This is a genomic window from Hydrogenophaga sp. (assembly GCF_028698005.1).
Lineage (GTDB): Bacteria > Pseudomonadota > Gammaproteobacteria > Burkholderiales > Burkholderiaceae_C > Hydrogenophaga.
The window spans coordinates 1-13,057 of record NZ_JAQVEJ010000077.1; the positions used below are offsets into that span (position 1 = coordinate 1).

Genomic DNA, 13,057 nt, shown 5'->3' on the forward strand with positions numbered 1-13,057 from the left:
CCTGCCCGGCCGTGGTGGGCACCTCCACCAGCAGGCTGGCATCGACGTCGAACTGGCGCGGGCGGCCGTTGAGGCCCGGGATGTCGAGCACCGCCACCGAGTCGCCCCCGGCGTCGGTGCGCCAGTATTCGGCCGTGGTCGCGGACAAGGGGGAAAAAAGCAAAGAAGCCGCCATGCCCCGACTGTACCGGTTGTGCCGGCGTTCGGGGCCTGGCGGCCTGGCGGCCTGGCGGCATGGGGCGCCGGAGCAGCCGGCCGGCGGCTCAGATATGCCCGGCCACCGGCCGCGCGTGCCGGATGTGCAGGCTCAGGCCCAACGCGGCCATGTGGTTGCTGTTGCGGCCAAGGATCTGCTCGGACAGCGGCAGGAACTCCTGCTCCTCGAAGGTCGCATGGGCCTGGTACTGGGTCACCAACTGGTGCAGGTCGCTCACGTCCAGATCGGTGCTGTGTCCCTTGGCCACCTGTTTCAGGCCCTTCTCCAGGCTTTTCCACAGCTTCTCGACGGTGCGGTGTTCGTCGGTCAGGCGCTGTGCCATGGCCTTGACGCGTTCCTGTTCTTCGCCCGGACGGGCACTGGCAATGACGGCCGGAAACAGCTCACGCTCTTCTTCGAGATGGTGCTCGAAAATCGCTTCCCGGAAGAACTCCAGCGATTGCTCGGCAATCTGGCGCGCCCGTGCGGCCGGCTCCAGCAGGGCCGGCAACTCGTCCAGCGCCTTGAGCCGGTTGAGGATGCCGATATGGCAATTGTTGAAATTGCTCAGCGGCGCGTCGTGGTCGGCCGTGGGCGATGCGGGCATGGTGGTTCTCCTGGATGCGGTGCCTGGTGCCGTCCTGGTCCGATCAGGCCGGTGCACCTGGGCACGGTCATGGCAGTCTATGCAGGAGCCGTTTCGATTCAATTGACATATATCAATCGGCGCGGCCAGCCCCCCGCCACCGCTGGATAGAGCCGACCAGCAGCACCACCACCGCACCGGCCAGCAGACCGGCCAGACCGCCGGCCACGCTGTTGGCGATGCCGGCAGCCCAACCCAAGCCATCGGTGGCATGCTCCACGGCATGGCCCGCCACCGGGATGCCGTGCAGCAAAATCCCTCCGCCGACCAGGAACATGGCGGCGGTGCCGACCACCGACAGCGCTTTCATGAGCCAGGGTGCGAAAGCCAGCAGGCCGCGGCCGACAGCCTGCTTCCAGGCAGCCGCCTGCCGGCTCAGGTACAGGCCGGCGTCATCGAGCTTGACGATGCCGGCCACCAGCCCATAGACACCCGCCGTCATGATCAGGGCGATGCCCACCAGCACCGAGATACGCTCCACGAGGCCGGCGGTCGCCACCGCACCCAGGGTGATGACGACGATCTCGGCCGAGAGGATGAAGTCGGTGCGGATCGCCCCTTTGACCTTGTCGCTTTCGAAGGCGACCAGATCGATGTTGTCGTCGGCGACGGCCTTCACGTGCTCGGCACGGGATTCGGACGGGCCACCGGCCCCGTGCAGGAACTTGTGCAGCACCTTTTCGGCGCCCTCGTAGCACAGAAACAGCCCGCCGAGCATCAACAACGGACTGATCAGCCAGGGAATGAAGGCGCTGATGAGCAGCGCGGCAGGCACCAGGATGGCCTTGTTGAGCAGCGAACCCTTGGCCACGGCCCAGACCACGGGCAGCTCGCGGTCGGCCTTGACGCCCGTGACCTGCTGCGCATTGAGCGCCAGGTCATCCCCCAGGACACCGGCCGTCTTCTGGGTCGCTACCTTGGTCATCGTGGCCACGTCATCGGCCATGGCCGCGACATCGTCGGCGATGGTGGCGCTCTTGCGGGCGGCCACCTTGGCCATGAGCGCCACGTCGTCGAGCACGGTGGCGATGTCGTCGAGCAGAACAAGAAGGCTGGAGGCCATGGGGGTATCCCGCAGGTGTGTGCTTACCCGACCCAGCGCCGCGCGTTGCGCCACAGGCGCATCCACGGACTGAGCTCACTGGCGTCGCCGCTGGTCCAGCTCATCTGGATGTTGCGGAACACCCGCTCGGGGTGCGGCATCATGGCCGTGAAACGGCCATCGGCCGTGGTCACCGCCGTCAGGCCGCCCGGGCTGCCGTTCGGGTTGAACGGGTACTGCTCGGTAGCAGCACCGCCGTTGTCCACGAAGCGCATGGCGGCGATCGCCTGCGCCGGGTTGCCGCGGTACTTGAAGTTGGCGTAGCCTTCGCCGTGTGCCACGGCAATCGGAAGCCGGCTGCCGGCCATGCCCTGAAGGAACAGACTGGGTGAATCCAACACCTCGACCAGGGACAGGCGCGCCTCGAAGCGTTCGCTCTGGTTGGTGGTGAAGCGTGGCCAGGCCTGGGCGCCAGGGATGATGTCGGCCAGCTCGGCAAACATCTGGCAACCATTGCACACGCCCAGCCCGAAGGTGTCCGCGCGGCCGAAGAACCCCTGGAACTGCTCGGACAGCACCGGGTTGAAGGTGATCGAGCGCGCCCAGCCGATGCCGGCGCCCAGCGTGTCGCCGTAGCTGAAGCCACCACAGGCGACCACACCCTTGAAGTCGGCCAATTTCGCACGGCCCGACTGCAGGTCGGTCATGTGCACGTCATAGGCCTCGAAACCGGCCTGTGTGAAGGCATAGGCCATCTCCACATGCGAGTTCACGCCCTGCTCGCGCAGGATGGCGACCTTGGGCCGGCTCAGGTTCAGGAACGGCGCGGCCACATCGTCCAGCGGGTCGAACGTCAGGCTGACATGCAGGCCCGGGTCTTCGGCCAGGCCGGCGGCGGCGTGCTCGCTGTCGGCACAGGCCGGGTTGTCGCGCTGCTGGTTGATCTTCCAGCTCACGCTGTCCCAGACCTGCTGCAGGTCGTACAGACTGGCGCTGAAGATCGCCTTGGTGTCGCGCCAGACCTGCAACTGGCCCTTGCCCGCGTCGATGGGCGAGGACGACGGGCGGGTCTTGCCGACAAAATGGCTGTGCTTGGACAGACCGTGCTCGCGCAGGGTCTGCATGACCGCGTTGCGTTCTTCGGTACGCACCTGCAGCAGCACACCCAGCTCTTCGCTGAACAGGGCCTTGAGTGTGAGCTCCTCGCGGCGGGCACTGACCTGTGACGCCCAGTTCTTGGCGTCGCCAGCGTCCATGCGGCTGTCGGAAATGCCGTCGCCCTCGGTGACCAGCATGTCCACGTTCAGCGCCACGCCGACGTGGCCGGCGAAGGCCATCTCGGCGACCGCGGCCAGCAGCCCGCCGTCCGAACGGTCGTGATAGGCCAGGATCTGGCCCTTGGCGCGCAGCGCGTTGACGGCGTTCACCAGATTGATCAGGTCCTGCGGGTCATCCAGATCGGGGACTTCGTCGCCGGGCTGGCCCAGCACCTGCGCCAGAATGGATCCCCCCAGCCGGTGGCGGCCCTTGCCCAGGTCGACCAGCACCAGGGTCGTGTCCTCCAGGTCGCGGTCGAGCTGGGGCGTGAGCGTGCCGCGCACGTCGGCCAGGGTGGCGAAGGCACTGACGATGAGGCTGACGGGCGAGGTGATTTTCTTCTGCTCGCCACCGGCCTGCCATTGCGTGCGCATGGACAGGCTGTCCTTGCCCACGGGGATGCTGATGCCCAGCGCCGGGCACAGCTCCATGCCCACGGCCCGGACGGTGGCGTACAGGTCGGCGTCTTCGCCAGGCTCGCCACAGGCCGCCATCCAGTTGGCCGACAGCTTCACGCGCGGCAGCTCGATCGGCGCTGCCAGCAGGTTGGTGATGGCTTCGGCCACGGCCATGCGGCCCGACGCGGCCGCATCGATGCCGGCCAGCGGCGTGCGCTCGCCCATGCTCATGGCTTCGCCCGCGAAACCGGCGTAGTCGGCCAGCGTCACGGCACAGTCGGCCACCGGCACCTGCCAGGGGCCGACCATCTGGTCGCGGTGCGTCAGGCCACCCACGGTGCGGTCGCCGATGGTGATCAGGAAGCGCTTGGAGGCCACGGTCGGGTGGCTCAGCACGTCGATCACTGCTTTTTCCAGCGACACACCGGTCAGGTCGATCGGCTGGAACGTGCGTTGCACGGTTGTGACATCGCGGTGCATCTTGGGCGGCTTGCCCAGCAGCACGTCCATCGGCATGTCCACCGGGCTTTCGTGGCCCTCGTCGGCCAGCACCAGCTGGCGCTCGTCCGTGGCCACGCCCACCACCGCGAAGGGGCAGCGCTCGCGCTCGCAGAAGGCCTTGAACTGCTCCAGCGACGCCGGCGCGATGGCCAGCACGTAGCGTTCCTGGCTCTCGTTGCACCAGATTTCCTTGGGCGCCAGACCCGACTCTTCCAGCGGCACGGCACGCAGGTCGAAGCGCGCGCCCTTGCCGGCGTCGTTGACCAGCTCGGGGAAGGCATTGGACAGGCCACCCGCGCCGACGTCATGGATGAACAGGATGGGGTTCTTCTCACCCTGCGCCCAGCAATGGTTGATGACTTCCTGGGCCCGGCGCTCGATCTCGGGGTTGCCCCGCTGGACGGAGTCGAAGTCCAGCTCGGCCGCGTTGGTCCCGGTGGCCATGGAGCTGGCGGCGCCACCGCCCATGCCGATCTTCATGCCGGGGCCGCCGAGCTGGATCAGCAGCGTGCCGGCCGGGAAATCGATCTTCTTGGTCAGCCCGGCATCGATCTGGCCCAGGCCGCCGGCAATCATGATGGGCTTGTGGTAGCCGCGGGCCACACCGCCCACGTCCTGCTCGTACTCGCGGAAGTAGCCCAGCAGGTTGGGCCGGCCGAATTCGTTGTTGAAGGCCGCGCCGCCCAGCGGGCCCTCGGTCATGATCTGCAGCGGGCTGGCGATGTGCTCGGGCTTGCCGCCCGGCTGGTCGGACAGGCCGCCCCACAGCCTGGAGACGGTGAAGCCGGTCAAACCCGCCTTGGGTTTGGAGCCTCGTCCGGTGGCACCCTCGTCGCGGATCTCGCCGCCCGCGCCGGTGGAGGCGCCGGGAAACGGGGAAATCGCGGTCGGGTGGTTGTGGGTTTCCACCTTCATCAGGATGTGGTGCGTCGCGGCTTCCGCCGTATAGGCGGGAGACGCATCGGCGCCGGCACGGGCCACGAAGCGCTCCAGTTCGTGCCCCTCCATGATGGACGCGTTGTCCGAATACGCCACGATGGTGTGCTGCGGCGCCGTCTGGTGCGTGTGGCGGATCATGCCGAACAGGCTCTTGTCCTGCACCACGCCGTCAATGGTGAACCGGGCGTTGAAGATCTTGTGGCGGCAGTGCTCGCTGTTGGCCTGCGCGAACATCATCAGCTCGACGTCGGTGGGGTTGCGGCCCAGCGCCGTGAAGGCCGCCACCAGGTAGTCGATTTCGTCGTCGGCCAGCGCCAGGCCCCATTCGCCGTTGGCCTGCTCGAGCGCGGCCCGGCCGCCGGCGAGCACATCCACCTGCGCCATGGGCGCCGGATGCAATTCGGTGAACAGGGCCTCGGCCTGGGCACGGTCGGTGGAGACCGATTCGGTCATGCGGTCGTGCAGCAGCGCGGCCACGGCCTGCAGTTGCTCGGGCGACAGGCTGGCCCTGCCGAGCAGCCCGGACTTGAGCGTCACCCGGTATTCGATCAGGCGCTCGACCCGGTGCAGCACCAGGCCACAGTTGCGCGCGATATCGGTGGCCTTGGACGCCCAGGGCGAGACGGTGCCCAGGCGCGGCATCACCACCAGCGCCGGTGCGCCGGCCTGCTCGGCCGCCTGATGCGCCGGCGTCACGGGATCGCCATAGGTCAGCAGTTCGGCCAGGCGCCCGGTGGTGGCGTCATCGGGTTCGGCGTCGAACGCGGCCAGGTGCACGAAACGGGCCGTCAGCCCGGTGATCCTGTCTGCAATGCCCTGCAGGCGGGGCAGCAGTTGCTGGATCTTGAAATCGCTGACGGCATTGCCGCCGTCGAAGAAGCGCAGGTGCAGGGTCACGGTGGGGGGCCTTGAGGCAAAGAAGGCGGGGCGATGCCCCTGGTCGGTGAAGGCGTCAATTTTAGCCGCCGGGGGCCGGGCCAAGCGGACGCGCGCCTGCAGACAGCGCCACCCGGTGGGATAATTTGGCTCATGAGCATTACCATCAAAGACGAGGCTGGCATTGCCGCCATGCGCCAGGCGTGCCGGCTGGCCTCCGAGGTTCTCGACTACCTCACGCCACTGATCCAGCCAGGCATCACCACGCTGGAGATCGACCACCTGGCCGCCGAGTGCATGAAAAAACAGGGCACCGTGTCGGCCACCATCGGCTACCAGCCCCCCGGTTACCCGCCCTACCCGGGCCACGTCTGCACCTCGGTCAATCAGGTCGTGTGCCATGGCATCCCGGGTGAGAAGCCGCTGAAAAAAGGCGACATCGTCAACGTCGATGTGACGGTCATCAAGGATGGCTGGTTCGGCGATACCAGCCGGATGTTCCTGGTCGGCGGCGAGGCGGCCTGCAGCGTCCAGGCCCGGCGCCTGAACCAGGTGACCTACGAATCGATGTGGAAGGGCATCATGGCGGTCCGCCCCGGTGCCCGCCTCGGCGACATCGGCCATGTCATCCAGACCTACGCCGAAGGCAATGGCTTTTCGGTGGTGCGCGAGTTCTGCGGGCACGGCATCGGCCAGAAGTTCCACGAGGACCCGCAGGTGCTGCACTACGGCAAGCCGGGCACGATGGAGCAGTTGCAGCCCGGCATGATCTTCACCATCGAGCCGATGCTCAACGCCGGCCGGCGCGAGATCAAGGAAATGGGTGATGGCTGGACGATCGTCACGCGCGACCGCTCGCTGTCCGCGCAGTGGGAGCACACCGTGCTGGTCACGGAGACCGGCTACGAGGTGCTGACCCTCTCCGACGGCTACCCGCCCATCCCCGACTTCGTTCCACCCCTGGTGACAGCGGCGGCCTGACCCACGCGGTCCGCCGCCACAGCACACCACTGCATCCACCACCACCCACCTGGCGAACGCCGGGATGCGCTCCCCCATGCCGAATCACCCAGGCGAGATTGCCCAGTGGCGCCAGCAGTACCGCGACGACAAGCAGCGGCTGACCGCAGGTCTGCTCAAGGCCGGCCCCTCCACGCGCGGCACCCGCCGGACGCTGCGACAGTTGGCCCGGTTGACCGACGACATGCTGTCCCGGCTCTGGGCCCGTGCCGGTTTCGGCCCCGGCTTTGCGCTGGCCGCCGTGGGCGGCTACGGGCGTGGCGAGCTGTTCCCCCATTCGGACGTGGATGTGCTGGTGTTGCTGCCCGACGGGATCGACCCCGACCGTGACGCGGCATTGGCCACCCGGATCGAAGGCTTCATCGGCAGTTGCTGGGATGCCGGGCTGGAAATCGGATCGAGCGTGCGCACGACCGATGAATGTGTCGAGGAATCGCGGCACGACGTGACGGTGCAGACGTCCCTGCTCGAATGCCGGCTGCTGGCCGGCAGCCGCCCGGCCTTCCGTCGCCTGGTGGCGCGGCTTGGCGAGGCCATGGACCCCAAGGCTTTCTTCCTGGCCAAGACGCTGGAGATGCGCCAGCGCCACCAGAAGTTCGAGAACACACCCTACTCGCTGGAGCCCAACTGCAAGGAATCGCCCGGCGGCTTGCGCGACCTGCAGATCATCCTCTGGGTGGCCAAGGCCGCCGGCCTGGGCCGCACCTGGAACGAACTCACCCGCAAGGGGCTGGCCACCCCGATGGAGGCCAGACAGCTCAAGGCCAACGAAGACCTGCTCAGCCTCATCCGCGCGCGCCTGCACCTGCTGACAGGACGCCGCGAAGACCGGCTGGTGTTCGATCTGCAGACCGCCGTTGCCGAGGCCTTCGGCTACCGGGCCGTCGTGCCGCCGCTGCTGGCCTCCGAGAGCACCCGCGGCACCTCCGCCGCCCGGGGCACCAAGCGCGCCAGCGAGCAGCTGATGAAGCGCTTCTACTGGGCCGCCAAGGCGGTGGCGCAACTGAACCAGATCCTGCTGCTCAATATCGAGGAGCGGCTGGCCAGCGATGAGATGGGCCCACAGCCGCTGCGACCCATCAACGAGCGCTTCCTCGACAAGGCGGGCATGCTGGAGGTGGCCTCGGACGATCTGTACGTCCGGCAGCCACACGCCATTCTGGAGACCTTCCTGCTGTTCCAGACCACCGTCGGCATTCAGGGTCTGTCGGCACGCACGCTGCGCGCGCTGTACAACGTGCGGCCGATCATGAACGCGAAGTTCCGTTCCGACCCGGTCAACCGCGCCACGTTCCTGAAGATCCTGCAGCAGCCCGAGGGGATCACCCACGCCATGCGGCTGATGAACCAGACCTCGGTGCTGGGGCGCTACCTCTGGCCGTTCCGTCAGATCGTGGGCCAGATGCAGCACGACCTGTTCCACGTCTATACCGTGGACCAGCACATCCTGATGGTGTTGCGCAACGTGCGGCGTTTCTTCATCGCCGACCACTCGCACGAATACCCGTTCTGCTCGCAGCTCGCCGCCGGCTGGGACAAGCCATGGATCCTGTACGTGGCCGCACTGTTCCACGACATCGCCAAGGGCCGCGGCGGCGACCACTCCGAGCTGGGCGCACGCGAGGTGCGCTCCTTCTGTCGCCAGCACGGCATCGACCGCGAAGACAGCCGCCTGATCGAGTTCCTCGTCAGCGAGCACCTGAGCATGAGCCGCATCGCCCAGAAGGAAGACCTGAGCGACCCGGACGTGATCGCCGCCTTCGCCCGGCGCGTGCGCAACGAGCGCTACCTGACGGCGCTGTACCTGCTGACCGTGGCCGACATCCGCGGCACCAGTCCCAAGGTCTGGAACGGCTGGAAGGGCAAGCTGCTGGAAGATCTGTACCGCTACACGCTGAACGCCCTGGGCGGGCGGGCGCCGGACCCTGGTGCGGTGGTGGAGGCGCGCAAGCGCGAGGCCCTGTCCAAGCTGGCCTTGCACGCCCTGCCCCACATGGCCCACAAGGCACTGTGGGATACGCTGGATCTGAGCTATTTCATGCGCCACGAGGCCGACGACATTGCCTGGCACACGCGCATGCTGTCCAGGCACCTGGCCGACCCGCAGAAAAGCAAGACCGCCAGTGTGGTCAGGGCACGGCTGTCACCCGAAGGCGAGGGCCTGCAGGTGCTGGTCTATGCCCAGGACGCGCCCGATCTGTTCGCGCGCATCTGCGGCTATTTCGACAATGCCGGTTTCTCCATTCTGGATGCCCGCATCCACACGACGAACAATGGCCGCGCATTGGACACCTTCCAGGTGGTCGCACCCGCGTTGTCCGAGCACTACCGGGAATTGATCGCCATGGTCGAGAATGATCTGGCGGCAGCGATCGACGGGCACGGCCCGCTGCCCCCGCCCAGCCGGGGCCGCCTGTCGCGCCGGGTCCGCAGCTTCCCCGCCACACCCCGGGTCGACCTGCATCCGGACGACAAGGCGCAGCGCTGGCTGCTGTCGATCTCGACCAGCGACCGCGCCGGCCTGCTGTACGGCATTTCGCTGGTCCTGGCGCACCATGGCATCAACGTCCAGCTGGCCAAGATCACGACGCTGGGCGAGCGGGTGGAAGACACCTTCCTCATCAGCGGCCCGGCCCTGCAGGTCAACCGGCGGCAGATCGAGATCGAGACCGAACTGCTGAAGATCATGGCCGCCTGAGGCCCGCTCACACCCCGGCGGGTGTGGGGCGCCGGGTTCAGGCCTGCGCGGCGGGCACGGCCTGGCCAGCACCGGCCAAGCGGCGCAGCCAGCGCGAGAGGTCGTCCATCATGGTGAAGACGGCCGGCACCACCAGCAGGCTGAGCATGGTCGAGGTCATGAGGCCACCGATCACCGCCACGGCCATGGGCGAGCGGAAGCTGCCATCGGCGTTGCCCGAGCCGATCGCCACCGGCAACATGCCGGCGATCATCGCGATGCTGGTCATGATGATGGGGCGCGCGCGCTTGTGGCACGCGTCCATGATCGCGTCGAACTGCGACAGGCCGCGCTGGCGCTGGGCCTCGATGGCGTACTCGACCAGCAGGATGGAGTTCTTGGAGGCCACGCCCATGAGCATCACCAGACCGATCAGCGAGGGCATGGAGAAACTCATGTGGGTCAGCAGCAGCGCCACGAAGGCGCCGCCGAAGGACATCAGCAGCGCCGGCAGGATGGTGGCCGGCATCAGGAAGGCCTTGAACAGCAGCACCAGCACGATGTAGATGCACAGCACGCCGGTGAGCATGGCCAGCGCGAAGCTGCCGAACAGCTCGCCCTGCACTTCGGCGTCGCCCACCTCCACCACCGAGATGCCGGCCGGCAGTTGTTTCATCGGCGGCAGGCCGGCCACGATGGCCTTCATGTCACCCAGCGGCACGCCCGCCAGCTCCACCTCGAAGTTGATGTTGCGCGTACGGTCGTAGCGCGAGATCATGGCGGGCCCGCCACCGTGGCTCAGGTCGGCCACCTGCGAGAGCATGACCGGGCCCTTGGCACCGGGCACGGCCAGGCGCCCGAGCTGATCGAGGTTCTGCCGCGCCGACGGATCCAGCCGCACCACGATGGGCAACTGCCGCTGCGGCAGGTTGAGCTTGGGCAACTGGCTGTCGTAGTCGCCCACGGTCGCCACGCGCAGCGTGTCGGCGATGGCGGCGCTGGTCACGCCCAGGTCGGCAGCACGCGCCAGGTCGGGCTGCACGAAGATCTCGGTGCGCACCAGCGAGGCAGTGGACTGCACGCTGCCCACGCCGGGAATGGTGCGCAGCGCCTGCTCCAGCTGCCGCGCGGTGGACTGCAGGGCCACCGGGTCGTCCCCGGTGACGGCCAGGATGTACTTCTCGCCCGACCCCCCCAGCCCCACCTTGTAGCGCACGCCCGGAATATCGGCCATGGCGGTGCGGATCTGCTGCTCGATGAGCTGCTTTTTCGGCCGCTGCCCGCGCGCGTCGAGCTGGATGGTGAGCGCGGCCTTGCGCGACTCAGCCGCTCCCTGCGGTGCGAACGGGTCGGTGCCAGCCTGGCCGGAGCCGATCGTCGTGTAGACCGACTTGACGTGATCGACACCCATCACCGTCCGGCGGGCGTGCTCGGCGGCGGCGATGGTCTGCGTCAGCGTCGCGCCCGGTGGCAGCTCCAGGTACACCTGCGTCTGCGAGTTGTCGTCGGGCGGCACGAAACCCTGCGGCAGCAGCGGGATCAGCATCAGCGAGCCGAAGAAGAACAGCACGGCCCCCGCCACGGTCAGCCAGCGATGGCGGATGCAGACCGCCGCCAGGCGCTGGTAGGTGACGAGCCACCGGGGTTCCTCGTGGTTGTTGGCCCAGGTCCAGAGGCGGCCCAGCCAGCCGCTGCGCCGGGCCCATGCGGGCTTGTTCTCCCGGGTGACCAGCGGCTTGAGCAGGTAGGCCGCCATCATGGGCGTCAACATCCGCGCCACCACCAGCGAGGCAAACACCGCCAGCGCGGCCGTCCAGCCGAACTGCTTGAAGAACTTGCCCGGAATGCCGGCCATGAAGGCGGTGGGCAGAAACACGGCGATGAGCGTGAAGGTGGTGGCGATCACGGCCATGCCGATCTCGTCGGCGGCCTCCATGGCGGCCTGGTATGGCGTCTTGCCCATGCGCATGTGGCGCACGATGTTCTCGACCTCGACGATCGCATCGTCCACCAGAATGCCGATCACCAGCGACAGCGCCAGCAGCGACACCATGTTGATGGTGAAGCCCATGTAATGCATGCCGATGAAGGCCGGGATGGCCGACAGCGGCAGGGCGATCGCCGAGACAATGGTGGCACGGAAATCCCGCAGGAACAGCCAGACCACGAGCACCGCCAACAATGCGCCCTCATACAGCAGTTTCATGGAGGCCCCGAACTCCTCCTCCACCGGCGTCACGAAGTCGAACGCCTCGGTGATGCGCAGATCGGGCCGGCGCGCCTGCAGCTCGGCCAGCCGGGCGCGCACGCCCGCGCCCACATCCACTTCGCCCGCGCCCTTGCTGCGTGCCACCTCGAAACCCACAACCGGCTGGCCATCCAGGAAGGCAGCCGCCGTCCGCTCGGCAATCGTGTCGCGCACGGTCGCCACCTGGTCCAGGCGGATGCGGCGACCGTCCGACAGCGACAGCTCCATGCGGGCCAGTTCCGCTGCCGACCCGAGGGCCGAGATCGTGCGCATGGGCTGCTGGATGTCGCCCACGTCGGCACGGCCACCGGCGCGTTCGATCTGCACCTGCGCGAGCTGGCGCGAGATGTCGGCCGCCGTCGTGTTGAGCGCCTGCAGCCTGACCGGGTCCAGCAGCACCTGCACTTCGCGGTCCACGCCGCCCACGCGGTTGACCGCCCCCACGCCCTTGACCGAGAGCAGCAGCTTGGCGATGTCGTTGTCGACGAACCAGGACAGCGCCTCTTCGTCCATCTTGTCCGAGTAGACCGCGAACGCCAGCACCGGCGAGGCCGCCAGGTCCACCTTGCGCACGATCGGGTCGGTCAGCTCGGCCGGCAGATCGCCCCGCACCTGGCTGACGGCCGAGCGCACATCGTCCAGGGCCTCCTGCGGCGGCTTCTCGATCTGGAACTCGGCACTGATCGACACCACGCCGTCCTGCACCTGGGTGTAGATGTGCTTGAGGCCCTGGACCGTGGCGATGCCGTTCTCCAGCTTGCGGGCGACGTCGTTTTCGAGCTGGTTGGGTGCTGCGCCGGGCAGGCTCGCCACGACGGTGACCATGGGCAGGTCGATGTCGGGGAAGTTCTGCACCTTCATCGCCTGGAAGGAGAACAGCCCCGCCAGCGTCAGCATGACGAACAGCATCGCCGCCGGAATCGGGTTGCGAATGGACCAGGCCGATACGTTCATGGCCGGCTCCTCAGTCCGCGACCTTGACCAGGTCACCCTCGTTCAGGAAGCCGGCACCCTGCACGGCGACCCGGTCGCCGGGTTCGAGCCCGTCCACCGCTTCCACCCGGTCCCCGGCGCGCCGGCCGGTGGTGATGCGCCGGGCCTCGGCCTTGTCGTCGGGGCCGATCACGAACACGTAGCTGTGGCCGTCGCGCACGACCACGGCCTGCGCCGGCACCGTCAACGCCGTGGTTTGGCCCT

Annotated in this window: 6 protein-coding genes and 1 pseudogene; 2 read left to right on the forward strand and 5 right to left on the reverse strand. The window is 67.8% G+C overall.

Annotated elements, in window-relative coordinates; all coding sequences use genetic code 11:
• Positions 1-263: 263 nt before the first annotated feature.
• The 3 genes from PHQ87_RS09235 to purL form a co-directional block, all read right to left on the reverse strand.
• Positions 264-803 carry a hemerythrin domain-containing protein gene (locus PHQ87_RS09235; RefSeq protein WP_300233275.1) on the reverse strand — a complete coding sequence of 180 codons (540 nt, stop codon included), beginning with the start codon at positions 801-803 and terminating at the stop codon, positions 264-266.
• 112 nt (positions 804-915) lie between these two features.
• Positions 916-1,905 (reverse strand): DUF808 domain-containing protein, encoded by a 990-nt coding sequence (locus PHQ87_RS09240; protein WP_300233276.1) that lies wholly within the window; start codon positions 1,903-1,905, stop codon positions 916-918.
• 23 nt (positions 1,906-1,928) lie between these two features.
• Positions 1,929-5,936 carry a phosphoribosylformylglycinamidine synthase gene (gene purL, locus PHQ87_RS09245; protein WP_300233278.1) on the reverse strand — a complete coding sequence of 1,336 codons (4,008 nt, stop codon included), beginning with the start codon at positions 5,934-5,936 and terminating at the stop codon, positions 1,929-1,931.
• Between the two features lie 132 nt (positions 5,937-6,068).
• On the opposite strand from purL, the gene map reads away from it, so the two are divergent.
• Together map and PHQ87_RS09255 are read left to right on the forward strand one after the other, a co-directional pair.
• On the forward strand, positions 6,069-6,896 hold the full coding sequence (gene map, locus PHQ87_RS09250) for a type I methionyl aminopeptidase (protein ID WP_300233280.1): 828 nt from the start codon (positions 6,069-6,071) through the stop codon (positions 6,894-6,896).
• Between the two features lie 76 nt (positions 6,897-6,972).
• Positions 6,973-9,633, forward strand: coding sequence for a [protein-PII] uridylyltransferase (locus PHQ87_RS09255; protein WP_300233282.1), 2,661 nt, complete (start codon positions 6,973-6,975; stop codon positions 9,631-9,633).
• A gap of 37 nt (positions 9,634-9,670) precedes the next feature.
• Here PHQ87_RS09255 and PHQ87_RS09260 read toward each other — a convergent pair whose 3' ends face one another.
• Complete coding sequence (locus tag PHQ87_RS09260) at positions 9,671-12,814, reverse strand: efflux RND transporter permease subunit (protein ID WP_300233284.1); 3,144 nt, start codon at positions 12,812-12,814, stop codon at positions 9,671-9,673.
• Between the two features lie 10 nt (positions 12,815-12,824).
• Positions 12,825-13,057 (reverse strand): annotated as a pseudogene (locus tag PHQ87_RS09265) (efflux transporter periplasmic adaptor subunit); the annotation flags it as partial.

Excerpts from the sequence above, each read along its gene's own strand:
- PHQ87_RS09235 (WP_300233275.1), bottom strand. The coding sequence starts at position 803 with ATGCCCGCATCGCCCACGGCCGACCACGACGCGCCGCTGAGCAATTTC.
- PHQ87_RS09240 (WP_300233276.1), bottom strand. The coding sequence starts at position 1,905 with ATGGCCTCCAGCCTTCTTGTTCTGCTCGACGACATCGCCACCGTGCTC.
- map (WP_300233280.1), top strand. The coding sequence starts at position 6,069 with ATGAGCATTACCATCAAAGACGAGGCTGGCATTGCCGCCATGCGCCAG.
- PHQ87_RS09255 (WP_300233282.1), top strand. The coding sequence starts at position 6,973 with ATGCCGAATCACCCAGGCGAGATTGCCCAGTGGCGCCAGCAGTACCGC.
- PHQ87_RS09260 (WP_300233284.1), bottom strand. The coding sequence starts at position 12,814 with ATGAACGTATCGGCCTGGTCCATTCGCAACCCGATTCCGGCGGCGATG.